Here is a 25035-nt window from a genome sequence, read left to right as displayed (position 1 = left end):
ATTTAGAAATTGGCACGGATACCAAAGATTAAAGATTTTGCAATCGGATAATCACCACGGCTGTAACCAGATGTCAATACGCTATCAGAAGTAGTGGCCTCAGGGTTGAAATTGGTGAAATTGGTAATGGTAAACAGGTTATTCCCTGTTGCATACAGCCTTAGGTTAGATAGGTGCAACTTAGATAAAGCCGCCTTGGGTAAGGTGTAAGACAGTTGAGCAGTCCTCAGGCGTACAAAATCTCCATTGACAAAGTAGATACTGGAGGCGCGGGAATCCCGGCGAGCTGCGGAGAAGTTCCCCAGGTTGGGTTGAGCGTAAAATCCATCTGGATTGTTCACCGGATGGTAACGGTTGTCGAAATAGTTTTGGGTAGGAACACCAAAGCCTTCTCCTACTTCTGTGATGTATGCTTGATCAAAAGTGTGCACCGTACGACCTTCAACCCCGTTGAACACCAGGCTCAATTCAAAATTTTTGTAGGCAAGGTTGGTGCCAAAACCAAATATGAATTTTGGATTGTAGGTGCCAAAGCCAGTTCGATCCGCGGTAGTAATGGCACCGTCACCATTCACATCCTCAATGATGTAATCACCAGTAAGGGTTCCAGGCAAAACTGGGCGGCTTTTAATTTCCTCCGCCGTTTTAAAGACGCCTATTACTTTGTAACCATATAGTTCAGCAATGGGGCCACCTACTCTGGTGCGGAACGCACTGCCCTGCCCTGTAATGATTTGGGTTTGGCCAGGTGCCAAGGCCAATACTTCGTTTTTGTTCGTGGTGATGTTGCCAAAAGGTTCAAGCGTGAATTGCCCGAGGCGAATGCCTTTTCCAGCAAGTTCCAGTTCAACGCCCGTGTTTTGAATCTCGCCAATGTTTTGCAGGGAACTACTAAAGCCAGATTGTTCGGGTACCGGTACGTTCAGCAACAAGTCTGAGGTGATGGAATGGTAATAGTTGGCTGAAATGGTTAGTTTATCCCAAAGCGCCAAGTCTAAACCAAAATTGTAAGAGGTGTTGGTTTCCCAGGATAAGTTGGGATTGGGCGAAGTAGCCACAGCGAAACCGGCTCCAAGTTGGTTGCCGAATACATAATCGCTGCCTCGTACCAGCGCCTGAGAACTGAATGAGCCGATTTGGTTGTTGCCCGTTTTGCCCCAACTTCCCCTCAGTTTAGCATAGGTGATCAACTTGGAATCGGAAAGAAATCCTTCCTTGTTCAACAGCCACCCAGCGGAAACAGAAGGGAATACACCCCATTTTGATTCTGCCCCAAAGCGGGAAGAACCATCTCTGCGCAAGGCTACCGACAATAAATACTTGCCATCATACGCATACTGGGCGCGTCCCAGATAAGAAATCTGTGTCCATATGTAGCGGGAAGGCGAAACGGAGTAAGTACTGGCGCCGGCAATGTTGGTAATGTTGTCGTCGGGGATACCTTGCCCGGTGATGGAGGTTTGGTTACCCAACTCTTTTTGGAAAGTGTAACCAGCCAGTAAGTCAAGGTTGTGCTTGCCAAATTTTTGAGCGTACGTCAAGGTATGTTCTAGCAGGTAGTTGTTGCGGATGCCATTGTATTCGGTGCTCCGGGCAGGTTTTGGCGCAGGAATTCGGTATTCGCCCACATCTCCTGGTACGTATTCGTCCTCAAAGGTAGAGCGGTAATCTCCGCCCAAAAGAATTTTGTAGGAAAGTTTGGGCAGCAACTCAAGTTTCAAAAAGGAATTTCCGAAGGTTCGGAAGCTGTAGCGTTTGTTTTTCAGCCTAGCCATCAGTGCCAGCGGGTTTTCACTCAAAGCCCCATCTTCAGCAAGGTTGGCTTGAATTTGTTCACTGATGGCCAGCGTTCCATCCGCTTTGTAGGGTGCAAAGAACGGATACATAATCGTAGCCGTGGCAACTGGGTCGTTGCTCCAATTGCCATCATCCTTGATGAAATTTTGGCTCATGTAAGAGGGGTTGAGGTTCAAGCCAAACTCCATTCGTTTGCTAAAATTGCTGCGGATGTTGATTGACCCCGAGTAGCGTTCCAAATCTGAGCCTACAACGATGCCCTCCTGATCGAAATAATTGGCAGAAATGTAATAGGTCGTTTTTTCGGAACCTCCCGAAACAGCCAGGTTGTAACTACTCATCGGGGCGGTACGGAAAACTTCATCCAACCAGTTGGTATTGGTCAATCCGGCTTGACGATCCAGGTAAGGTTGGAGGTAGTTGAGGCGTAGCTCTCGTTTGCTTGCGCCATTGGCCAAACGGGTAGCGGCGTCATCACTTTCTTTGCGTTTGCTTGGGTTTTTGGACACGTAACCCCAATCTCGGGCTTCGGTGAAAAAAGTGGCAGCATCGTATGCATCTACAAATTTTACATTATCTCCTCGTGCCTGGAATCCACTGAAAACATCCAGTTCAAATTTTGGAGCCCCCATCTTCCCTTTGCGGGTGGTGATGATGATGACGCCATTGGCCGCCCGAGAGCCGTAGATGGTAGCGGATGCGGCATCTTTAAGAATGTCAATGCTGGCAATATCCTGCGGATTGATGGAACTAAAGGGAGTGCCTTCCGAGAGGGGGAAACCATCCACTACGATTAAGGGTTTATTCCCAGCGGTCAAAGTTCCAATTCCGCGTACAATCACTTGGGCATCTTTGCCCGGTTGGCCAGAGGCTTGGTTGATCTGTACCCCGGCGATGCGGCCCGTCATTTGTTGTTCAAAACTGGTGCCTGCATATTTATTCAGTTCGGTACCGTCAATCTTGGAAACCGCTCCCGTTACCCTGCTCCTCGATTGTTCGCCGTAACCAATCACCACCGCCTCATTCAATCGGAGTGCACTTTCCTTCATTTTGACATCAAGGCTTTGGTTGCGGCTAAAATTGAGCTCCACAGTTTCATAACCCACGTAGGAAAAAACCAGGATGGTGCTTTCCACACCGGGTACCAGGATTTTGAATTTCCCCTCCGCATCGGAGTAGGTACCATTCCCGCTTTGTTTCACCGAGATGGAAACACCCACCAAAGGTTCTCCGGTTTTATCGTCGGCAACACTGCCACTTACCTCCACATCGGGTGTTGGAATTGTGTTGACCTTAGGGATGGGCACATTCGTTGACTTTGGGGCGTTTATTGCTTTTACTTTTACCCCAATCAACTTGTTGACTACCACAAAATCCAGGTTGGCTGTTTTTTCCAAAAAGCTCAGCACATTTTTCAAGGGCTCGCTTCTGAATACCACTTTTTCCACACGGATACTGGCTATTTGCTTTTTGTTGTAGGTGAAAGAATAATCGGTTTGGCGTTCAATTTCTGCCAAAACCTTGGTAATGGGCACATTCTTGAAATCTAGTCTGACAAAGGACTCCTCTTGAGCATTGGCCCAGCCAGATGGTATAAAATAAAAGGTTGAAAAAAGCAGCAACAATGGTATTCTCCATCGTTTTAAACTGGTTTGAATAGTGAGCATTGTTTTCATAATGGTAAAATTTGCTTTTTGCAACAAGCATGGCAATCCCATTAGCAGGGATAGGTTGAACTACCCTACGTTTGGACCAACACAGGCTTATTAATGGAAGGATTATTTCATTTCATTCAATTGGAACAGCCTTGCCCCAACAGATTGAAATGGTTTTTGCTTGGTTGAGTGACTTCAAGGCTATTGGCAAAAGCCAAAACCGTTAAAATATTTTTTACAGGTTCGTTTTTGGGAAAACTTGTATTGACAATGCAGTCATTGATCATTTTTGATTTAAAATCAATGTCTACGTGATAAATGGCTTTGAGTTGGAGCAAAACATGCTTCAAAGGGGCATCCTCAAACACCAATTTTCCGTCTCTCAAGTCCAATACCAATTGATTGTCAACGGATTCAACTTTGGGGTTGTTGCTGCCTTTAAGTAGGACGAACTGTTTGCCCGGCGTAAGGAAATAGCTGGCTTGCTGCAGGGTATTTTTTTCTGATTGAACCATCACACTCCCCGTAATGAGGGCTACACGTACTTCTGGGCTGTTGTTTTTAGCCTTTACCCTGAAAGAGGTGCCTAAGGCTGTGGTACGGATGCCTTCAGCGCTAACTGAAAACGGCCTGCTCTGGTCTTTTTTTACCTGAAAAAATGCCTCGCCGCTCAATTCTATGGCTCGAGCCTTTTTGGAAAAACCCTTTTGAAAGCGCAGTGAACTACCGGGTCCAAGCCAAACTACTGAACCATCCTGCAATTCGACTCTGCGGTTTTCATCTTTTGATGGGTTGAATTCAACCAATATGGGAGGGGTATTCCATATATTATAGAGCCAGAAGGCACTCAGCGCAACAACCACAATCAGCGCTGCTGCAGCGATTCGCCGCCATTTGTACCAACTGAGTGGAACAATTTTTGACTCAATTTGGTCAGCGGGAATACTCTGGTTCAAACGATCCCACATGCGGGCAGAGGTCTCTTTGGGTATGGATTGGATTTCATCAATTTCGTTCCAGTCATCCAGCAGGATCAACTGAAAATCATCCAGCTTATTTTGCTCGAAATACACCTTCAACGCATCCAGTTCTTCCGCTGTGCAAGTTCCTTCTCGGTATTTTTGTAGTATGTCTTGGTTGATCTTCATTTCATTGCAGCCGATTCGGCATTGAATACATTTACGATTACAATTGAAGTTGAAAAAACCTTTACTCGATTTTAAAGTTTTTTCAAAAAAAGTTAGAAAAAGGGCAAATTGCCCATTTGGTCTCTCAAGAATTTTAAGGCTTTCACCATTTGCGCTTCAACGGTGCTTTTAGAAATATCCAGGGTTTTGGCTACTTCCTCATAAGAAAGCCCGTCAATTTTGGCCATTTTGAAGACTTGTTTCCTTTTGGGAGGCAGCAACTCTATGGCTTCGTTGAGTTTTTGAATGGATTCATCGTCTTCGAATGAATCCATTGTTGCGTTTGGTAAGTATTGGCTAGATAAATTTTGGTAGGCATTGTCTTTAATCAGCCCCCTGCGGTAATTGTTGATGATTCTACTGCGTGTAATCACAAAAAGTTGGGCTTCAAGCGGAGTCGTGGGGGACAGTTTTTCTCGTTTTTCCCAAATCTGTAAAAAAACATCGTGCACAATATCTTCTACATCGTTGCTTTCTTTGGTATGCTTTTGGGCGAACAGGTAGACCCTGGCATGAAATTGATCATATACTTGCTGAAAAGCTGATCGATTTCCCGAAATAAGTTCCTGTACCAACTTACGTGCCATAGTCGTTATTAGATGGTTAAACACACAAAAGTAAATAGATCGCAGCAATTGCTACTTTGTCAGGTGTTAAGAAATGGTAAAGGGCTTTAAGGTCTAAGTTGACTGTACTTTTCCCATAAAAAACGACTTCCCTTTACACAACCTTAAACCCGAAAACACCTTCAATTCACAAGTCAGTTTCAATTTTGAGGGTATTGCAAAATTCATCCTGAAAGCCTTTCAATCGGAGTATTTTAATCGTAGAAGAAATGGAGTTGCACTCTCGACGTTGGTTGTTGAACAAATTGCTGCACTTGGGCACTGGGCTGGCAGGCCTGGCCCTACTAGGCGATTGTACCTATGAAAAAATTTCCCCCTTGTGTGAAGATGGGCCCAAAGCACTTTTGTTGTTGGGCGAAACGGACGGCTTGACCCTTTACGGAGGAACCGAGTACAACATTCGCTGGATAGCAGGCTGTGTGGCTTACCTGCGTATTGATTTTTCGCACAACCATGGACTTACCTGGCAAACCATTGCCGAACGAGTAGCTGCTCAAGAAGGGCAATACCCTTGGGAAGTACCACAAATCAGCAGCCAATTGGCGCAGTTTCGCCTGCTGAACCTGGAAAGTGGCCAGGTGCTGAGTACTTCGGAATCATTTTTTCAACTGATTCCCACCGCAAGTTTGCTGATCAAGGACCACCCTACACTGAACTCAATTGGTGGGGTCGTGCTGTACCAACACCCCGTTTTTGATACCATTTCCATCATTCGCACTGCAGTGGATCGGTTTACCATCCTCAACCTGAATTGTACCCACAATGGGTGCCCGGTGGATACTCCAGATCAGGGGAATTCCTGGGTTTGTCCATGTCATGGCAGCGAGTTTTCCAAATTGGGCTGTGTAAAGATGGGGCCTGCCAGACGGCCCTTGGCATTGCACGAATATACATTTAACGCAACAACAGGTGAGTTGCTAATCTATCTAACTCAACGTGAGCGCCAAACCTGTTGATTTTTTTTGACATTGGTTTTTGTTTTACACAACAACATTTGCACTGGAGGATGGGTTTACGATTCCATAATCAAAACCTAACTTAATATTTACACCCACTTCACATTTAGTCTGGAACTTCGCCCAAGAAGAACAATCTCTATTTTATCCTAAATCAATAATTACCAGACCATGAAAAAATTGGTACTTTCCGTGCTGCTGTGCAGCTTGGGAACAGTAGCGGCTTTTGCCCAAAAACTGTTTTCTGAAGAACTGCAAATGCCAGCAAACTACGTTCCAAGCGAAGTATTGCTGCCACCTTCTCCATTGAAAATGCAGGTGTTGTTTGTAGGTGGACATGACATTGTACAAACTACCAAAACCTACAACAACCCAGCAGGACGCGCCATCGCCAAAGAATGGCATGACTTCATCGGCTTTACACCTGACAAATCCGGTGCATCCTTAGGTTGGGTTTCTGTTAACCACGAACAAGTTTACCATGATGACAAAATGGGCGACGGAGGTGGTATGACCGCCTTCCGCGTGAAGCGCAACGTACAAACTGATGAATTGGAAGTGGTAGAACAAACGCTGAACGATGGCCGCAAAGGGCATTTCTTCAATGTTGACTTTGTGAACACAGTAGGTGAAACCGGTATGAACTGTGGTGGTATCGTCAGCCCTGATGGCCGCATCTGGACGGCTGAAGAATGGTGGCGTACCAGCAACAACTCAATCTTCACTGGTCAAAACCTGAGCACTTCCGCAAGTGGCGCTTTCCCTTACCGTGTAGGTACACTGGCTGCCGGTATGGGAGTACGTGACACTGCTGATTACACGATCAAAACAGATCTGCCCGGTATCTTCAATGGTAAAAAAATCAAGAAGTACCAAAACTTCAACTGGTTGGTAGAAATTGACCCCATCCAGGCCAAGGCTATCCGTAAGCAGTACAACTGGGGCCGTCAACCATTTGAGGGTGGCGCCATCAGCCAGGACTTGAAAACTGTTTATTTTGGGCCAGACGAAACTCCAGGCTTCTGGGGCAAGTTTGAAGCCGAAAAAGCTGGCGATTACAGCAAAGGTAAATTGTACGTATACAAGCACGATATCAAGGGCTACAAGTGGGTTGAAATCAACCAAGCTGACTCTGCTAGCATGTTCAATCACCATGCAGAAGCTGCCAAATTGGGGGCTACAATGTATGCTCGGATTGAGTGGGTAGCTATTGATTACAAAACGGGTATCGTATATTGGACTGAAACTGGCAACGATCAATTAGGTACTGGCTTCGCAGCTGGAGCTGGCAGAGGCGGGGTGGTTGATCCTTATCACGCTGCTCGGGCAACCAAGCAAGGTGTAACGGCTACCACTACTGGTTCTGCTGGATACAAGGATTATTATGGCCGGGTATGGGCTTATGATCCAGTAAGAGATACCAATTATGTATTGATCGAAGGTGGTCCTGAGTTTGCTACTTCTGCTGGTCAAGCGATTGCCGATTATCCCAAAAAGCACCTTTCTAATCCTGACGGTTTGAACGTCATGACCATCGATGGCAAGTCTTTCTTGGTAATCTGTGAGGATTTGAATGGAATAACTTACAACCGTGTACCCGCTGGCGTAAGTAATCCTACTTGTGAGGTCTTTTTGTTGGACTTGTCCATCAAAAATCCAACTATTGACAATCTGATCCGTTTGACTGCTGTACCTAAGGGCGCAGAAATCACAGGTGCAATGCCAACTCCTGATGGTAAGTCTTTGTTGATCAACGCTCAGCACTCCAGTGGAGACAATCCATTCCCTTTTAACCACTCCCTGACTTTTGCAATCAACGGTTTTGACAAACTGAAAGTAACTGCTTTGCAAGAGCCAACCATTGAAAAGGTAGGTTTCAAATTGTATCCTAACCCAACTACCCGGGTCGTATACCTGAACAAAACAACCGATGTAGCCATCTACAACGTAGAAGGCAAACGCATGCGGGTAGTGCGCAACACCAACCAACTTGACGTAAGCGACCTCACTACAGGTATCTACTTCGTACAAACTGCCGATGGCGAAACCGCCAAGTTGATGGTTCAGCAATAATTCTAGTTTTGCTATATATTATGTTCTACCGTATGAGGTGGCCCAAAGGGGTCACCTCTACTTTTCTTCATTAGTGTACACTGAAACAGTTACCGATGAAAAAGCTCTTCTTTATTATCCCCACATTTGCACTCTTGGCTTCGGTTTCCAATTGGACGCCCTTCAGCCTGCTGGATCCTCAGCATGCCCTGGAATTGGTAAGCAATCAATACAAATCTGGTTTGGAGGAATTGTATCAAAACAGTGCCCAACTGACTCAGGCCTGTGCCCAATTCAAAACCAATACCCTCAGCCTTGAGCAACTCCAAAAAATTCACCTCGAGACCCGCCTGTCCTTCAAAAAAATTGAATTCCTGATTGAATACAACGACCGTGAGCTGGTGAAAAAATCGCTCAACGGCCCACCTCTGCCTACCTTGATGCCCAACATTCCCAAAGTTGTTGTTTTAGAACCAGTGGGCTTGCAGGTATTGGATGATCTGATTTTTGGTGACGACCCCAAAGCTGAAATTGAAGCCATTGATAGTTTGGCGAACTTGCTTCATACGGACTTGCAAAAAATCAAAGCTTACCAGCTCAGTGTACCCCTCCAACATCGCTTTGTATTTGAAGCAGCCCGCCAGGAAATCAATCGGATTTTTGCACTTGGCCTCACTGGTTTTGATACCCCGGGTTCAGCCAATGCCATTCCGGAAGCAAAAACGGCCTTAGGGGCGGTTGAACAAGCCATTGCAGGCTATCTTCCCTTGATCAATGAAAAAAACGCTGCACTGGCCGCTGAAATCGAAAGCCTATTCGAAGGGGCAAAAATCTATTTGAGCAAAAACAATGATTTTGAACGTTTTGATCGCCTGCAGTACCTCAAAAATTTTCTCAACCCCTTGTACAAAAAACTGTACGAAGCCCATCGTGCCCTTGGTATAGAGCGTCCGGAAGAAACCACCAACCGCGCGATTGCCTTCAATTATAATGCCGAAAACCTCTTTGCACCGCATTTCCTCAACCCTATTTTCTACGGCAATGTAGGCGGCGATGCATTGGATGCCAAAAAAGTAGAACTGGGGCGTTTGCTTTTTTTTGACCCCATTCTCTCTTCGAAAAACACCATGGCCTGTGCCTCTTGCCACCAACCCGAAAAAGCTTTTACCGACGGCCTGGCCCGCAGCAAAGCCTCAGATGGCGTACATACCATTCTACGCAATGCCCCGACGCTGATCAATTCCGTTTTTTCCAAAGGTTACTTTTACGACCTGCGCGAACCCCGTCTGGATCGCCAGATCAAACACGTTGCGCTCAGCCCCGACGAGTTCAATACCGATTTTTTTGAAATGTCCGAAAAACTGGCACAAAGCCAAACCTATCGCCAACTGTTTGCCGAAGCATTTCCCGATTTGAAAGAAAAAGCCATTGGCCAATGGAGCATTTCCAACGCCTTGGGGCAGTATGTAGCCAGTTTGGTGGCCTTCAACAGCCCATTTGACCAGTACGTGCGCGGCGAAAGAAAGGATTATCCGGTGGCCGCAGCCCGGGGTTTTAATCTTTTTATGGGCAAAGCAGTTTGTGGTACCTGCCATTTTGCGCCCACCTTTAGCGGCCTGGTCCCCCCGCACTATCAGGACATGGAATCGGAGGTGATTGGAGTGCCGGCCAGCAAGGACAAAAAAGATCCTCAGCTTGATCCCGACCCAGGGCGGGTAGCCAATGGCAAGCCAGAGGAACAAGCTTATTTTTATCAATACTCCTTCAAAACCGTGACCGTGCGCAACATCGCCCTCACCGCGCCTTACATGCACAATGGTGTGTTCGATACGCTGGAGGAGATCATGGACTTTTACAATAAAGGCGGCGGCCAGGGGCTGGGCATCAACATTCCTCATCAAACCCTGCCTTTTGACAATTTGCAGCTCAAAAAGCGCGAAATCAACGACATCATTGCCTTTATGCAAACCTTGACGGACACTACGGGACTGACCCGCAAACCTGTTGCGCTGCCCAAATTTGAAACCCAACCTGAATGGAATCGCCGTACCTTGGGCGGGGAATACTAAGTAATGCGAATAATGGGTTTACGATTTATGGGTTTACGTTTACTAAACTTCAAAAGTTTAGTAAACGTAAACCCATAAATCGTAAACCCATTATTCGATAAGTAAGCTTCTGTGATGAATAGATACTTGAGTGTTGCGCTGCTGCTCAGCGGCTTTTTTGGATTGATAGGTGCCTGTAAGCAAGGTGACCGCGCTTCTACGGAATCGGCGGCAACTACCCTTGCCCGTGGTGAAGCCTTGGCCAAGGTGCGTTGTGCCACTTGCCACGCCTATCCCGACCCAGCTTTGTTACCCCAAGGCACCTGGGAAGCCTACATTTTGCCCCGAATGGGTTATATGCTGGGCATTTATCCTGACGATACTACCCGGAATGACCTGATTGAAAAGGGCCTGGCGGAAGAAAAAGTACTCGCGGCAGGCGTCTTTCCTGAAAAAGCCCAAATCTCGCTGGAGGATTGGGAAGCGATCCAAGCCTTTTATTTGGCCAAAGCGCCAGAGGATTTTCCTCCCTACGAAATTGCGGCCATCGAGCCCGATCAAAAGCAATTTACGCTTAAAATACCCGATTACCGCCTTTCGCCACCCAGTTCTACCATGGTGCACATTGCCCGTGGCGGCGGCCTATATGTAGGAGATGCCAACAGCAAGGCCATGTACCTTTTTGACAAAGACCTGAAACTGCAAAAAGCCGCCAATGTCAAAGAGGGTGCCGTGGACATTGCTGAAATGGACGACCGCCTGCTGATCACCGTGATGGGCTCTTTTTCCCCTACGGATGCAGCGAGTGGTTTTGTTTTTCAATTGCCTACCAGCCCCCAGTTACAGCCCCTGGTGCTGATGGACAAACTCCAACGCCCGGTGCATACTGCCTGGGGCGACCTCAATGGCGACAAAAGGCTGGATGCGGTCATTAGTGAGTTTTCAAAATACACGGGTACCCTGGGCTGGTGGGAACAAAATGCGGATGGCCAATTCCAGAAACACCTCCTGGCCAAACGCCCGGGTGCCACCTGTAGTTACCTGCGCGACATAAACCAGGACGGCAAAATGGACATCATCGCCTTATATGGGCAAGGCGACGAAGGCATCTACGCCTACCTCAATGACGGAAAAGGGCAATTCAGGGAGCAGTCCTGGTTGCGGTTTCCGCCCACCTATGGTTCCAGTTTTTTTACCCTTTACGATTTTAATGCCGACGGCCATGAGGACATCCTCTACACCTGCGGCGACAATGCCGACTATCCACCCGTATTGAAGCCTTACCACGGCATCCGCATTTATACCAACAATGGCAAAAATGAATTCAAAGAAAGCTGGTTTTACCCCCTGCATGGTGCCTACAAAGCCTTACCCGGGGATTTTGACCAGGATGGGGATGTGGATTTGGCCGCGATCGCGTTTTTTCCGGATTTTGGAAAAGCCCTGCCCAGCAGTTTTGTTTATTTGGAAAACCAGGGCCAACTGCAATTCAAAGGCAGCACCTTTCCAGCGGCCAATCTGGGGCGCTGGATCACCATGGAAACCGGAGATTATGACCGCGACGGGGATGTAGACTTGGTGTTGGGTTCCCTGGCTTTTGAGGTGATCCCAGATCGGGGCGAGGTGGCCAGGTGGGTGGAAAAAGGTCTGCCCTTTGTGGTGCTGGAAAATACGAAGAAATAGATAGCCTGGTCTAAAGTTTATTGTTTGATGCTTCCTGTTTTTATTTTTTTGGGTAGCTTTATATGCCTTGCCGTCAATTGAAACAGCGGCAAGGCGTGGGATAGGCACGGAGAGAATTGTGGTAGTGCCCACGTTATCGATCATTGTAAAAGACGACACAAAACAATGGACCATTTTATTCAGACCATATTGAAAATTTACAAAGTTGAAGACGAAGCCCTTCAAGAAATGACTACGATGCTCAAAAGGAAGTCATTCAGGAAAGGTGATTTTCTTGTGAAAGCGGGCGAAGTATCCAAAAGCTATTATTTTCTATCTTCTGGACTTGTAAAGTTGTTTTTTGATAATGGCGATAAAAACTTTATAATGACGTTCTTTAAGGAAAATAGTTTTTGTACCGAGTTGAGTAGTTTTAATTCTGAACAACCGTCAAAATATATTCTTGTAGCAACAGAACCGACTGAATTATATTATATCAACAAGTCTGACATTTCTCTGCTTTGCCAACGACATCACTCTATTGATAGTTTATTTAGAAAGCTAAACGAATCTGCCTCGGTGAGAATGATGACAAGAATTAGTGAGTTTTTAGAATATGATGCAAAGAATCGATACTCAAATTTTATGCAACATAGTTCTGATTTGCTTCAACGTATAAGTCTGGGCGACTTGGCAGACTATCTTGGTATAACGCAAGTTTCTTTAAGCAGAATTCGGGGTCAAAAATGATTTTTATCATTTGTAAAAAGATTTCTTGTTTACCCAAAATAACTTTGTGTCATGATTAAAATCAGAAATTATGTCACAGAGAATTAACGCCTATGCATTAGGCAACAAATCGGTAAACGCCTTGCACACTTTGGGCGCACAGGTCAACAACTCATCCCTAGACACGAAGTTGTTAGAATTGCTCTATTTTAGAGCATCACAAATCAATGGTTGTGCATTTTGCTTAGATATGCACTCTAAAAATCTAAGAGCCAATGGAGAAACAGAACAAAGACTTTTTGTTTTAGACGCTTGGCGGGAAGCCCCATTTTACACTGATAAAGAAAGAGCGGCTTTGTTGTCGTGCGAAACATTGACAGTTTTGAATGGTCGTGAAGTTTCAACCGACATATTTAACGAAGTTCAGACACAGTTTTCCGAAACAGAAATGGTGGACTTGACAATGGCTGTCATTGCAATCAATAGCTACAACAGAATAAACATTGCTTTCGGAGCAAACGTAGGTGCTTATCAAGTTCAAGAGCCTAAATAGACAGGGAACAACGAACTAAAAACAAGGTATTGTCAAAATGGAGCTGATGGGAGTATATCAACTGATGTATTTCCATCAGCTTTTGTGCTATATTTAAACTGAAGTTTTTCAAATGCCCCACTTCGGCAATGCCCGTACCCGCAACCCCACTAAAAAAAACAAAATTTTCAACGTTTAACTGCCTTTTACATCTTTAGCCGCTGAAAAAAGCCATTTTCCTTACACTTATCACCACTTTTGGGCTACATCAGAATAGTCGTGCAAGCGGTTTGGCGCAAAGTGAATTGACTATAGATTTGCTTTTTAGCAAGCAGGTGAATGGCTGCTTTATGCAATACCCCCTACAACCGCGCCTTCACCAACTTCACCACCCCATACGCATTCCGCCCATTCAAAAACTGCGCGAAATAAACCCCCGGTGCCAAATTATTCGTATTTACCTCGTGCAAATTGGCACCCACCCGATTGTTCAGTTTTTGCTCAAACATCATGCGGCCACTAGCGTCCATCACCCGTAACAAAACCTCCTCGGTATAAGCAGATCGAATAAACAAGTTGACCTTGTCCTCCATCGGCAATGGAAAAAACCGCAAGGCAAAATTATTGGAACCCACCAAATCCAGTGGGGTAGGATCGGGAAACAACTGCGAACGAGGTACCGGAGCTTTGTTTGTAAAAGGCGTACTCCACCACAAGCGGACTTCAGCTTCACCACCACCTTCAAAAAACTCCATTTTGACCCGGTAGCGTTTGCCTACTTCCAAACGAATGGGAGGAGAAACCGCCTCGGCTACAGCTTGATAATTCCAGTTGTCGACAAGCAATTTATTGTCGATCCAGAGCCGCACGCCATCGTCTGAAAAGGTATGAAAGGCATAGTCATCCGTGAACAGGGGCTCTAATTCTCCCAACCAACGGATGGCAATGTTGTCGTTGGGAACAAAGCCCAATGCAGGAGACCCCAAAGCCCAGTTGAAATTGACGGTAGTATCCAATCGGACAATGATTGGCTTTGCATTGAAAATCTGACTGTTCAACAAAACGGTGCCGTCCCCGGCGTAGTAGAAGCCGCGAAGCCCACGTCCTTTGGCAATGTTGAGTACTTGTTCGTCATATTCAGCGGTAAGCTTGGGGATTTCGCCGCCAAAAAAACTTGCAATCACCTCATTGGAATTGAACTCTCGCCACCTTTTAAAGCGGTAAATTTTATTGTCGCGGATAACGGCTTTGGGGGCAGAAATGACCCGCAGAACCCCCTTTACACTATTCACCACTTGTGGACTGGGCAAAAAACTGCCGTCAATGCTCACTTCAATGCCAGGAGGAATGGTTTCCACAGTAAAGGTACTCCGGTTGGGAAGTACGTTGATGAACTCCGTTCTGCTTAAGCCCTCTTTGTCCGTTGCCGTGCAATAAATCCGATAATAAACTGTAACGGCGGTTTCACCGGAGCGAGGGATGATAAAAAAACGTTTAATACTTGCTTCCTCGGTTCCAACTGCGGGGTGAACGTGATCGTCGTGGTGAAAATCGATTCGCCAACTGAGTGTGCCAGGGTCAATAGGGCCATCCTCTTGATCGGTCGCGGTTGCCTGGTAATAAATGGTATCTCCTGCCGAGTACCTCATGGTGGACAAAGGAGCCAAAAATTGGATGCTTGGCCGGGCATTTGGGGTCACGTTCAGGGTAGCGCTACGGGTTTTGACTTTGCCTTTGCTGTTCGCAATTTCGCAAGAATATTGAGTGCCCTGATCCGCCAATTGGACGTTCAGAATGCGCAATACCGGATCATTTGCTCCAGGGATAAGATCATTGCCTTTGTACCATTGGTAGCCTAAGGTAGGGTCGCCCGACCCCTCAGCAGTAAAAAAAGCATCTTCACCAATGGCCACGAGTACCGACTTGGGTTGAATGGCCACGAATGGTCTTCCATCGCCCCGGTATTCAATTTTCCACAGTTGGCCATCCGTGGCGCTGGTGTTGTCGAAAACGGAACCTCCGCGATTGGTACCACGGGTAAGGTAATACAGGTTTCCGTCCGGGCCAACCCTTATGGAGACGGGCCTTTGGGTGCCCCGCAAAAAAACCTCTTCTATTTTGCCCGTTTCAGGATCCAATACCCGAATTTGAGCTTGGCAGTACTCACCAAAAAAATATTTTCCACGGTATTTTTCAGGAAAAAAGGTATTAGCCGGGTTAAAAAAAGCAGCACCTACTACTGCACAACCCTCCTGATGGGAATAGGCATGCAAAGGATCGCGATAATTGCTGGGGGGGGCTTCGTTGCGGCGCATTCCTTCCACCAGAGGCCACCCGTGGTTGCTTCCTTTGACTACCTCATTCACTTCTTCCCACAGGATGTTGCCCACATCGTTGACAAACAATTTGCCGCTCAGTGTATCCAGGGCGAAAGTGAAGGGATTGCGAAAACCCAGGGCCCAAATCGGCGATTTTTTGGCGTCACCTGGAACGTTGAATGGATTGTCAGCCGGGATGGTCCCGTCGGAATTGATGCGCAGGACCTTGCCCTGCAAGGAATTTAGGTTTTGGGCTAGGTTGGCATTGTTGCCGTCTCCTACTGCGATGTACAATTTTCCGTCTTTTCCAAAAGCCATCGCCCCGCCGTTGTGGATGGTGCCCGCCATGGGTTCAAACTCGATGATGATTTTTTCACTGTTGGGCACCGCAGTATTGCCATTGGCCGTAAAACGACTCAGGCGATTGCGATTGTTGCCCGGAACGGTATAATAAACGTAGAAGAAGTGATTGGTCTCAAATTTGGGGTCAAAAACCAGGCTACTCAAGCCTCTTTCGTTAAAATTGTCCACATTGATGCTCAAAAACGGGGCACTTTGTAGGTTCCCATCCACAAACACGCGAATCTTTCCACTCTTTTCGGTGATGAAAATGCGCCCATCCGGGGCGATACTCATGGAAGTGGGGTCTAATTCATCGGCCAATTGGGTTTGTACAAAACCTGATGGCAATTGTGCGGCAACGATTGCTGCGAACCCAAGGAGAAATAAATAAAGGAAGAAATGCTTGGATGTAAGTTTCATGGTGATTTTTTGCATCATACTTGGTTGGAAGGACAAAAATATAACTTGTCAAGCTACCTGGCAAAAGATATTTAACCCGCGTTGGTACAGAAGGGGTTCATTGGTCAAAACCTAATGTACAGGTATTTTTTTAATAATGGCCGGTATTTAATTTATGTTTGCAGGCAACCTCTTGAAGGTATTTACCGTATAGCCATTCCAAATACACAAAGGGATGAAAAAAATCTACTGCCTTGGATTGCTGCTGATCAGCAGCATTACCTGGCTCAAGGCACAGGACAGCACCGAAACCATCGCCCCTGATCGCCCCGGTTTTGGCGATGCAGTTTCTATTGTAAGCCCCAAACAGTTACAAATTGAAACTGGATTTTGGTTCGAATCTGATCGCGACAGAGCGGTCACAACACAAGGGTTGGGCTTAAACTCAACGCTTTTTCGTTATGGAATCTCCGAGCAGGTCGAACTTAGACTGGATTACAACCTCTGGCGAATCAGAGTCGAAACTCCACGAAATTTGGGTAAATCAACTGGATTTTTCCCGTGGCGATTCGGTATGAAAGCGGCCCTCTGTTCCAATAAGGGAGCTCTCCCTGCCATTACCTTCATCGGAATGATGGGAATGCCGTGGAGTGCATCCGAGGATTTTAAGCCGGATGCAGTGACTCCAGACTTACAACTATCATTTGCCAATGCCATCAATGAATGGCTGAGTATTTGTTACAATCTAGGCACCAGTTGGGATGGGGACAACCCTAACCCCGAAACCTACTACGCGCTCTCCACTGAGTTCAGTTTTTCTCCTAAAATTGGGGCCTATTTACAAGGGCATGGGTCTTCTCAAAGAAGCAGTTGGCCTGGAACTGGTTTTTCCAACACCCATCAGATCTTTACCGAAGCAGGTCTAATGTATTACCCCAAGGCCAATATTCAGATTGACTTATCAGGCGGCATCAGGGTATCGGAATACGACGGCGATTGGAGTTCTTATAATACAAATCGCAAATATTCTTTTGCGACGCTGGGCTTGTCCTGGCGGTTTCCGAGGTAGGTAGTACTCGGAGTAGTTGTTTTGCCATAAAGACGCCAAACAGAAATACTTGGCGTCTTTGTGCCTTTGTGGCAAAACTCATTTCAACCTTTCCTTTCTAAATTGTTACATTTGTACATCTCTTCATTCAATATTTTGTAGTGGAACTACTCGTCATCATCATTTTCAACTTCATCAACGGCATATTTGCACTTTCCGAAATTGCGCTGGTATCGGTCAAAAAACAACGCATGATTCAATTGGCTGAAAAAGGGAGTGCTCGGGCACGGAAAGTGTTGCAGTTGCTCAAAAAGCCAGAAGAATTCCTTTCGGCGGTACAAATTGGCATCACGCTGATTGGGATCGTTTCCGGGGTTTATGGAGGTGCTACCTTGACCGATAATTTCCGCCCGGTGGTAGAGCAGGTAGAGGTCTTGCGTCCCTATGCCGGCCAAATTGCCTACGTTCTGGTGGTGGCCTTGATTACTTATTTGTCCATCGTCATTGGTGAACTGATTCCCAAAACGCTGGCAATGAAATTTGCGGAGCCAGTAGCCTTGAGTATCGCTGGATTCATTACAGTTTTTTCCAAAATTGCGCGCCCTTTTGTCTGGTTGCTGACCACTACGACCAGACTGGTTTTTATGGTTTTTGGGGTTAAACCAGCCGAGGAGGAAAAAATCACCGAAGAAGAATTGCGTTACCTGATCAAAACCGCGGGCCGTCAAGGGCTTTATGAAAAAGAGGAAAGTGACATCCACAACAATGCCATTTCTTTTGCTGATTTGCGCGCCAAAACCCTGATGACCCACCGGCTGGAGGTGGAATGGGTTGATGTCAGCGACCCTTTTGAAAAAATTGAAGCTACTTTATTGCAAAGCAATCACTTTCAGTTCCCAGTTTGTGACGACAAGCACGACAATATCCTGGGCTACCTGCACGTCAAAGATTTTTTTTCCAAGAAGAATGAGCCTGGATTTCAAATACGTAGTATCATTCGGGAACCCATTTTTATTCCGGAGAGCCAATTTGCGATTGACATCTTACAGCAGTTCAAAAAACAACGCTGTTATTTTGGCATCATCATCGACGAGTTTGGGGCTTTTGAAGGGATCATTACTTTGCACGACCTTGCAGAGGCCTTGGTTGGAGATTTGCCGGATCAAGGAGAAGAAGAACAAGGCATCGTGGCTAGGGAAGATGGCTCACTGCTGGTGAGTGGCACCGTACCCATCAATGCACTCAATCATTTTATGAAAACGGATTTTATTCCCGAAAAAAGTGTATTTTTTACTTCCGTTGCTGGTTTTGTCATTCACCAGACCGAGCATATTCCCAATGTAGGGGAGCACTTTGAGTACAATGGCCGAAAGGTTGAAATTGTGGATAAGGATGGGGTGCGGATTGATCAGGTGATTATTCATCCGGAGGAGAAAGCAGGTTGAGGACGACTCTAGGAGATGGATTACCAGTGAGCGCCTAAAAATTTAGATTATGTTTAAAAACCTACACTTCGTTTTTATTGCTTTTTTTGGGGTTGTAACATCGGCTGTCGGCCAGCAGTTTACGCCCAAAAAATTACACGAAGCCACTATCTCTAGTCTGCACACAGCCATGCAAAATGGCAAACTTACCGCCGTTGAGCTTGTGCAACTTTACCTCGACCGAATTGAAGCCTACGACAAACAAGGGCCGTTTATCAACGCCCTTATTATGTTGAATCCTAAAGCGTTAGTCGAAGCCCGTCGGCTCGACTCTCTCTATAAAACAACGGGGAAATTTGTGGGCCCGCTCCACGGGATTCCTGTCATCGTGAAAGACAATTATGATACCTTCGACATGCCAACGACCAACGGAACGCTGGCCATGAAAGAGTCTATTCCACCCGACGATGCGTTTGTGATTCAAAAAATCAGGCAGGCTGGTGCCATTATTATTGCCAAGTCAAACCTGGCCGAGTTTGCCCAATCTGGCAATTTTTCGGTAAGTTCGATCTTGCCAGGCTATTCGCGGAACCCCTATGATACCCGGCGCACCACGGCAGGGTCGAGTGGGGGAACAGCCGCTGCTGTGGCCGCCGACTTTGGCACCATCGGCTTGGGAACCGATACCGGGAGTTCGATTCGGGGACCGGCCGCTCACCAGAGTTTGGTTGGGTTTCGCTGTACGCTTGGGTTAATTAGCCGCGACGGCATTGCTCCTCTCGCCCTCACCAACGACATGGGTGGTCCCATTTGCCGAACGGTGGAAGATGCAGTGCGTGTACTCGAAGTGATTGCAGGCTACGACAAAGCCGATTCCGTAACCCAGCTAAGTAAAGGTAAAATTCCAGCAAGTTATCGGGCTTTTTTAGACAAAAATGGACTAAAAGGAGCCAGAATTGGGGTTTTTCGGCAGCTTTGCAACCCCGCCAAAGCTGATTCGCAAGTGGTAGCTTTGTTCAATAATGCACTGGATGAGTTGCGGCTTGCTGGAGCCACCATTATCGACTCGGTGCAGGTCATTGAACTCGATACAATCAACAAATCATTTGATGTGATTCCGCAGCTACGACGCGATTTCAATGTGTACCTGGCCAATTTAGGCCCCAATGCCCCGCACAAAACGCTCGAGTCAATCATTAAATCGAAACAGTATCATCCCTTTCTTGAAAAATTTCTGCTCGATAGCAATGCCGATACACTAGCCCCCGAATTGCACAAAGGTTGGCAGAAGAACTTGGCCCTCCGCGAGCGATTGCGTCAACTCGTGCTCCGGGCCATGGATTCGGCGCAGGTTGATGCGCTGGTTTACCCGTCGTTTAGTTACCCGCCCCGGCTCATTGGCGACTTGAACACACCGTCGGGTACAAACAACAACGCGCTGTCACCACCCACGGGCTTTCCGGCGTTTACCGTGCCTATGGGTTTTACCTACAACAACTTACCAGCTGGTTTGCAGTTCTTTGGTCGCCCTTTCAGCGAGCCAATACTCATTAAGTTGAGTTATGCCTATGAACAGGCTACCCACCACAGGTTTTCGCCCGAATCAACTCCACCCTTGCGGAAAAAGAAGCGAAAACAGGGCAGGGATTTGTTCTAACAGGGCTTTTTTGGACCGACATCGGGTCAAGATTATTGTTTTTGACATCAATAAACCGCTCATCCACACATGGAAAAAATAACTGAATACCAAAGGGTCATTAAAACCATCCTTGAAGAGTACATTGCTTCCATGCACTCCAATTTGGAAGAAGAAGTCTATTTAGTGGAAGATACTTTGAAAATGAATTATTTAATCTATCATAATGCGTGGAAAGAGAGCAGCAGAAGCTATGGTTGTATTCTGCATGTACGAATCAAAAATGAAAAAGTTTACATCGAATACGATGGAACCGATGAGGCATTCGCAGATGTATTTGTTGATGCTGGTATACCAAAAGAAGATATCGTGTTGGCATTCCATGCACCAGCAAAAAGACCTTTTACCTGCTTTGCTGTTGCCTAACTAAGTGCCCAAAGCTAAAGCTAAATCAACTCCGGACTATGCGTAAAAACAATTCTTACATCAGGATGCAACTGTGCAAAATCGCGTAACTCCTCAAAAGTCTTTTTATACGCCTGCCAATCATCAAAAAACAAACGTACAATCGACTTAGGCAGAATACCAGCTCGCCAGGGCTCCAATTGCCAGGCAGCATCAGCAGCGAGAAAAGTCTGTCCATCTGTGGTTTGTAACAAAGCACCCAATTGCCCCCTTCCGTGCCCGGGTAAGGCGTACAGCAGCATACTGCCATCTTCAAAAAGATCATAGGAGCTTTCAGCTTTGCTCAATTGCCCCAGGTCCGAATCTGGAATGCAATAGATGCGTTGCTCCAAATCGGCAGGAATCAGGTCCGGCAATACCCCTTTGCTGACCGCAGCCCAACCCTTTACTTTGCTGGCCTGTGCCCAGGCTGAGGCACTACAAAACACCTTGGCATTGGGGAAATCCAACAAGCCTGCAATATGATCCCCATGAAAATGAGAAATGATGATTGTTTTGATTTGATCGGGTGCGTAACCCAAAGCTTTTAATCGCTCCACCGCGGGTTCATGCGCTTCCAAAAACATCGGCGTCATCAAAGCGTACAGGCGATAGGGCCAATGGGTAGTGGCGCTGCGAAAACGGGGCGCATACCCGGTATCGAACAACATCAAACCTTGTTCCGGGTGCTCAATCAACGCCCAGGTCGCATAAACCCGGCAGTGTTTTTGGCCATTTACCGGGTCAATCACTTTGCCATGAGCGACACAATAACCAGAATGAAAAATGTGGAGCTTTACGCTTGTTGAGCCAGGTGCCATGCTACAAATTCTTTGACACCATCCTCGGTGCTTTGAATGGGGGTGTAATTTAATTTTTCCCGCGCCTTACTGATGTCCATCGTCATGGAAGTACTCAAAATGCCTACACTGTAACGGGTCAAAGCGGGCTCCCGCCCACCCATAAAGTAGCGATGGATAAACTCATTGAGGCTTGCTGCGGTTAACGCAATGCTGGCAGGTATTTTTTTGGTAACCGGTGGTAAATCCAAAGCTTTGAGGAAAAGTCCGATACTGTCCCAGAGTGGTTTAGGTTCTCCATTGGTGATGTTGTACACTTCCCCGAAGGCGCTGTGTTCGGCATTCAAACAACATTCGACCGCCCGGATGACGTTGGCCACACAAGTCAGGTCAACAATGTTTTTGCCATCCCCTACAATTTTGAGTCGCCCCTCGTGGTAAGCCCGCAAAACCCGGGGGAATATCACCGCATCTTCTGCCCCAATAATGGCCCGGGGCCGCAGGGCGATGGTTTCAAAATCGGGTCGATTCAAACCTAAAACCTCCTGCTCCGCCTGGTACTTGGTCACTGCATAATGGTTGACCATCGGATTGGGCAGTGGGTCAGATTCTTTGATGTTGAACCGATCTTTGTACGTGAAATAAACACTTGGCGTGGAAATGAGGATAAAACGCCGGGTGCCTTGGGCCTGTGCAACCTGTAATAAATTCAAAGTGGATTTTACATTGGCGTCGTAAAACTCCTGATAAGTTCCCCAAGGCGAGGACAAACCCGCACAGTGAATGACCACGTCGGCCCCTGCGGTCAATCGTTCACAATCTGCTACATTGATCAAATCCGCCGATTCATAACGGCAACCCAAGGCTTCAAATTCGGCCTTGCGCTCGTTCCGACGCCCGGTGCCCAATACCTCTGCTTGGGGGTAAGTTTGGCGCAAGCTTTTCAGCAAACGACCGCCTACAAAGCCTGAGGCACCAGTGATGAGGATTTTTTTGGGAAACATGTATTTAGAGTTACGAATTTTTCGAATGACGAGTGACGATTGATCGGCTGCCCTTTAATTCGTCACTCGTCATTCGAAAAATTCGTCATTTCACCAGTCTATTATTCTCATCCGGGAAAACAATCCAAGGTTTAAAAGTCTTGGCTTCTTCAAAATCCATCCAGGCATAACCAATGATAATCAGGACGTCTCCAACTTGTACGCGGCGCGCAGCAGCTCCGTTAAGGCAAATCATGCCTGAACCCCTTTCACCCTTGATGATGTAGGTTTCGAGGCGTTCACCATTGTTGTTGTTGACGATTTGAACGCGCTCGCCTTCGATGAGGTTGGCGGCATCCAGCAGATCTTCATCAATGGTGATGCTGCCGATGTAGTTCAGGTTGGCCTCTGTGACCTTCACCCGGTGAATTTTGGATTTGAATCTTTGGATCAACATAGGGTGCAAAGATAAGATTTTTTAAAACAAGCATCGAAAGGCATAAACATTGCCAGTCCCCAATCAGTTTTCCACAAGTTGTTAATATTTGACCAGAAAAAATAAACCACAAACATTACCTTTGTAGTTTAACCTAAGTAACTTACCCGGAAAAAGGACTACACGTCATGAAGTTTAGCGTATCATCATCAGAGTTACTGAAGCAATTGCAAGTTGCGGCTGGCTCGATTGGCTCAAACCCTGTTTTGCCCATCCTAGAGGACTTTTTATTCAGCATTGCCGACAATAAGCTGACCATTTCTGCTACCGATCTAGACACTGCCATAACCACCCACATGGATGTGATGGCCGATACCGATGGAACGGTTGCGGTGCCTGCCAAAATCTTATTGGATACGCTAAAAGCGCTGCCCCAACAACCCATCACGTTTACCATTGACGAAAACACCTTCGCCATTGAGATCACCTCGGCTTATGGCAAGTACCGTTTATCGGGTGAAAATGGCCAGGATTTTCCGGCAATTCCTGAACCTGAGTCAGGGGACGACACCATTACCTTACCTTCCAATGCATTGATTCAGGGGGTAAACAAAACCTTGTTTGCCACCAGCAACGACGAGTTGCGTCTGGCGATGATGGGGGTCTATTTCCAGGTGGATTTCAGCAAAATCACCATGGTGGCTACCGATGCCCACAAACTGGTGCGTTACACCTTTACCGATTTGAGTAGTGAGGTGAGTACTTCTTTTATTTTGCCAAAAAAAGCATTGAACCTCATCAAAAACGTATTGCCAGCAGGCACCGAGGTGAAAATGTCTTTCAATAAAGCCAACGCGTTTTTCAGTTTCAACGATACGCAAATTTCCTGCCGCCTGATTGATTCGCGGTATCCGGATTACCACGCGGTGATTCCGGTGGACAACCCCAATCTGCTGACGATTGCCCGCGCGGATTTTGCCAGCTCGTTGCGCCGCATTGCTATTTATGCCAACAAGACCACCAACCAGGTGATTTTGAATGTGTCTCAGGGAAGCTTGATCGTTTCTGCTCAAGACCTTGATTTTTCCAATGAAGCCACCGAAAAACTGACCTGTACCTACGATGGGGACCCTTTGATGATTGGGTTCAACGCCAAGTTTTTGCTGGAAATGTTGACGGTGCTGGAATCCGATGAAGTGCGCATGGAATTGTCCACTTCTACCCGTGCAGGGATTTTGCTGCCAGTGGAAGAAGTTCCCGGAGAAGATATTTTGATGCTGGTGATGCCCGTGATGTTGAGCAATTGATGCTAAATAAAAACTAGGCTGGCGCGGTAAAAACACCAGCTGTCTCTGCTTCAGCCTCCCGAAAGTTTGGAACTTTCGGGAGGAAGTTCCAGATTAAAGGGATGCATCTTAATCGTGTTTTTTTAGCTTAATGTTGTGTACCCAATAAACCGTAAATGAAACACTCCATCATTCTGCTGGGCATGGTCACCGCCTTGCTGGCAGCTTGTAAACAACAAGCCGAACTTCCCAAAACACCAGAAGAAGTAGTCAAAGCCTATCAGGCTTATTACGATCAAAATCGTTTTGACGAAGCCAAAGCGCTTAGTACCTTGGCTGAACAAAGCCGCCTGGATAATCTGGCGAAAATGATGCAGGAGCAATCCGCTGATTCTACCCAACTCACTACCTCTTTTCTTTCCTTAAAATGCCGGACCAAAGAGGACTCCGCCTTTTGTCAATGCCGCTGCAAAGATCAATACGAAACCTACAACATTGAATTTGTGCTGCTGCGCCGCAAAAATCAATGGCTCATCGATGCACCCAAAGAAGAAAAATACGATTACGATATTCCGGACGTGGATGCGGGGGTAGATACCTTGTTTAATTTGTTGGATGTGGAAAGGGAACAATAGCGAGGTAAGTTGATTATCAAGTAATTGATATAATTTTTTT

General features: G+C 46.6%; 19 protein-coding genes. 12 read left to right on the top strand and 7 right to left on the bottom strand.

What is annotated here, in order from left to right:
• Positions 1-2 precede the first annotated feature (2 nt).
• From SFV55_RS25665 to SFV55_RS25655, 3 genes are all read right to left on the bottom strand, one after another.
• A complete protein-coding gene (locus SFV55_RS25665) occupies positions 3-3473 on the bottom strand; it encodes a SusC/RagA family TonB-linked outer membrane protein (protein WP_320032439.1) in 3471 nt (1156 codons plus the stop codon).
• 116 nt (positions 3474-3589) lie between these two features.
• Positions 3590-4600, bottom strand: coding sequence for a FecR family protein (locus SFV55_RS25660; protein WP_320032438.1), 1011 nt, complete (start codon positions 4598-4600; stop codon positions 3590-3592).
• A gap of 92 nt (positions 4601-4692) precedes the next feature.
• Positions 4693-5226 carry an RNA polymerase sigma-70 factor gene (locus tag SFV55_RS25655; protein ID WP_320032437.1) on the bottom strand — a complete coding sequence of 178 codons (534 nt, stop codon included), beginning with the start codon at positions 5224-5226 and terminating at the stop codon, positions 4693-4695.
• Between the two features lie 248 nt (positions 5227-5474).
• Here SFV55_RS25655 and SFV55_RS25650 point away from each other — a divergent pair, with 248 nt between their 5' ends.
• The 6 genes from SFV55_RS25650 (at position 5475) to SFV55_RS25625 (ending at position 13265) form a co-directional block, all read left to right on the top strand.
• Entirely contained in the window at positions 5475-6221 is a 747-nt protein-coding gene (locus tag SFV55_RS25650) for a ubiquinol-cytochrome c reductase iron-sulfur subunit (RefSeq protein ID WP_320032436.1), read from the top strand.
• Positions 6222-6392: 171 nt separating this feature from the next.
• Positions 6393-8294 (top strand): alkaline phosphatase PhoX, encoded by a 1902-nt coding sequence (locus SFV55_RS25645; RefSeq protein ID WP_320032435.1) that lies wholly within the window; start codon positions 6393-6395, stop codon positions 8292-8294.
• A 95-nt stretch (positions 8295-8389) separates the two neighbouring features.
• Positions 8390-10342, top strand: a complete 1953-nt coding sequence (locus tag SFV55_RS25640; RefSeq protein WP_320032434.1) for a cytochrome-c peroxidase — start codon at positions 8390-8392, stop codon at positions 10340-10342.
• 114 nt (positions 10343-10456) lie between these two features.
• Positions 10457-12004 (top strand): FG-GAP repeat domain-containing protein, encoded by a 1548-nt coding sequence (locus tag SFV55_RS25635; protein WP_320032433.1) that lies wholly within the window; start codon positions 10457-10459, stop codon positions 12002-12004.
• Between the two features lie 165 nt (positions 12005-12169).
• The gene (locus tag SFV55_RS25630) at positions 12170-12733 is read left to right on the top strand and encodes a Crp/Fnr family transcriptional regulator (RefSeq protein ID WP_320032432.1); all 564 of its coding nucleotides are present in this window, start codon (positions 12170-12172) and stop codon (positions 12731-12733) included.
• Positions 12734-12803: 70 nt separating this feature from the next.
• Positions 12804-13265 (top strand): carboxymuconolactone decarboxylase family protein, encoded by a 462-nt coding sequence (locus SFV55_RS25625; RefSeq protein WP_320032431.1) that lies wholly within the window; start codon positions 12804-12806, stop codon positions 13263-13265.
• Between the two features lie 341 nt (positions 13266-13606).
• Here the strand turns inward: SFV55_RS25625 and SFV55_RS25620 are convergent, their stop codons facing one another.
• A complete protein-coding gene (locus tag SFV55_RS25620) occupies positions 13607-16324 on the bottom strand; it encodes a PQQ-dependent sugar dehydrogenase (protein ID WP_320032430.1) in 2718 nt (905 codons plus the stop codon).
• A gap of 214 nt (positions 16325-16538) precedes the next feature.
• On the opposite strand from SFV55_RS25620, the gene SFV55_RS25615 reads away from it, so the two are divergent.
• The 4 genes from SFV55_RS25615 to SFV55_RS25600 all read left to right on the top strand — a co-directional run bounded on the left by SFV55_RS25615 (position 16539) and on the right by SFV55_RS25600 (position 20837).
• Positions 16539-17372 carry a transporter gene (locus SFV55_RS25615; protein ID WP_320032429.1) on the top strand — a complete coding sequence of 278 codons (834 nt, stop codon included), beginning with the start codon at positions 16539-16541 and terminating at the stop codon, positions 17370-17372.
• Positions 17373-17512: 140 nt separating this feature from the next.
• A complete protein-coding gene (locus tag SFV55_RS25610) occupies positions 17513-18796 on the top strand; it encodes a hemolysin family protein (RefSeq protein ID WP_320032428.1) in 1284 nt (427 codons plus the stop codon).
• Positions 18797-18845: 49 nt separating this feature from the next.
• Positions 18846-20432 carry an amidase family protein gene (locus SFV55_RS25605; RefSeq protein WP_320032427.1) on the top strand — a complete coding sequence of 529 codons (1587 nt, stop codon included), beginning with the start codon at positions 18846-18848 and terminating at the stop codon, positions 20430-20432.
• Between the two features lie 69 nt (positions 20433-20501).
• Complete coding sequence (locus tag SFV55_RS25600) at positions 20502-20837, top strand: XisI protein (RefSeq protein WP_320032426.1); 336 nt, start codon at positions 20502-20504, stop codon at positions 20835-20837.
• A 20-nt stretch (positions 20838-20857) separates the two neighbouring features.
• Here the strand turns inward: SFV55_RS25600 and SFV55_RS25595 are convergent, their stop codons facing one another.
• The 3 genes from SFV55_RS25595 to panD form a co-directional block, all read right to left on the bottom strand.
• Positions 20858-21676, bottom strand: a complete 819-nt coding sequence (locus tag SFV55_RS25595) for an MBL fold metallo-hydrolase (RefSeq protein ID WP_320032425.1) — start codon at positions 21674-21676, stop codon at positions 20858-20860.
• Entirely contained in the window at positions 21652-22659 is a 1008-nt protein-coding gene (locus SFV55_RS25590) for an NAD-dependent epimerase/dehydratase family protein (RefSeq protein ID WP_320032424.1), read from the bottom strand. Before SFV55_RS25590 ends, SFV55_RS25595 begins: the two co-directional genes overlap by 25 nt.
• A gap of 85 nt (positions 22660-22744) precedes the next feature.
• On the bottom strand, positions 22745-23095 hold the full coding sequence (panD, locus tag SFV55_RS25585; RefSeq protein ID WP_320032423.1) for an aspartate 1-decarboxylase: 351 nt from the start codon (positions 23093-23095) through the stop codon (positions 22745-22747).
• 167 nt (positions 23096-23262) lie between these two features.
• On the opposite strand from panD, the gene dnaN reads away from it, so the two are divergent.
• Both dnaN and SFV55_RS25575 read left to right on the top strand, forming a co-directional pair.
• Positions 23263-24381, top strand: coding sequence for a DNA polymerase III subunit beta (gene dnaN, locus SFV55_RS25580; RefSeq protein ID WP_320032422.1), 1119 nt, complete (start codon positions 23263-23265; stop codon positions 24379-24381).
• A gap of 155 nt (positions 24382-24536) precedes the next feature.
• Positions 24537-24995 (top strand): hypothetical protein, encoded by a 459-nt coding sequence (locus SFV55_RS25575; protein WP_320032421.1) that lies wholly within the window; start codon positions 24537-24539, stop codon positions 24993-24995.
• Positions 24996-25035 lie beyond the last annotated feature (40 nt).

Origin of the sequence: Haliscomenobacter sp. (assembly GCF_033763495.1) — a bacterium.
GTDB lineage: Bacteria > Bacteroidota > Bacteroidia > Chitinophagales > Saprospiraceae > Haliscomenobacter.
This window is presented reverse-complemented; position numbering and strand designations above follow the sequence as displayed.

Bases quoted from the DNA above. Each gene is read 5' to 3' on its own strand.
- SFV55_RS25575 (WP_320032421.1), top strand. From the start codon at position 24,537: ATGAAACACTCCATCATTCTGCTGGGCATGGTCACCGCCTTGCTGGCA.
- panD (WP_320032423.1), bottom strand. From the start codon at position 23,095: ATGTTGATCCAAAGATTCAAATCCAAAATTCACCGGGTGAAGGTCACA.
- SFV55_RS25600 (WP_320032426.1), top strand. From the start codon at position 20,502: ATGGAAAAAATAACTGAATACCAAAGGGTCATTAAAACCATCCTTGAA.
- dnaN (WP_320032422.1), top strand. From the start codon at position 23,263: ATGAAGTTTAGCGTATCATCATCAGAGTTACTGAAGCAATTGCAAGTT.
- SFV55_RS25665 (WP_320032439.1), bottom strand. From the start codon at position 3,473: ATGAAAACAATGCTCACTATTCAAACCAGTTTAAAACGATGGAGAATA.
- SFV55_RS25655 (WP_320032437.1), bottom strand. From the start codon at position 5,226: ATGGCACGTAAGTTGGTACAGGAACTTATTTCGGGAAATCGATCAGCT.
- SFV55_RS25625 (WP_320032431.1), top strand. From the start codon at position 12,804: ATGTCACAGAGAATTAACGCCTATGCATTAGGCAACAAATCGGTAAAC.
- SFV55_RS25635 (WP_320032433.1), top strand. From the start codon at position 10,457: ATGAATAGATACTTGAGTGTTGCGCTGCTGCTCAGCGGCTTTTTTGGA.
- SFV55_RS25590 (WP_320032424.1), bottom strand. From the start codon at position 22,659: ATGTTTCCCAAAAAAATCCTCATCACTGGTGCCTCAGGCTTTGTAGGC.
- SFV55_RS25595 (WP_320032425.1), bottom strand. From the start codon at position 21,676: ATGGCACCTGGCTCAACAAGCGTAAAGCTCCACATTTTTCATTCTGGT.
- SFV55_RS25650 (WP_320032436.1), top strand. From the start codon at position 5,475: ATGGAGTTGCACTCTCGACGTTGGTTGTTGAACAAATTGCTGCACTTG.
- SFV55_RS25615 (WP_320032429.1), top strand. From the start codon at position 16,539: ATGAAAAAAATCTACTGCCTTGGATTGCTGCTGATCAGCAGCATTACC.
- SFV55_RS25660 (WP_320032438.1), bottom strand. From the start codon at position 4,600: ATGAAGATCAACCAAGACATACTACAAAAATACCGAGAAGGAACTTGC.
- SFV55_RS25620 (WP_320032430.1), bottom strand. From the start codon at position 16,324: ATGAAACTTACATCCAAGCATTTCTTCCTTTATTTATTTCTCCTTGGG.
- SFV55_RS25630 (WP_320032432.1), top strand. From the start codon at position 12,170: ATGGACCATTTTATTCAGACCATATTGAAAATTTACAAAGTTGAAGAC.
- SFV55_RS25640 (WP_320032434.1), top strand. From the start codon at position 8,390: ATGAAAAAGCTCTTCTTTATTATCCCCACATTTGCACTCTTGGCTTCG.
- SFV55_RS25605 (WP_320032427.1), top strand. From the start codon at position 18,846: ATGTTTAAAAACCTACACTTCGTTTTTATTGCTTTTTTTGGGGTTGTA.
- SFV55_RS25645 (WP_320032435.1), top strand. From the start codon at position 6,393: ATGAAAAAATTGGTACTTTCCGTGCTGCTGTGCAGCTTGGGAACAGTA.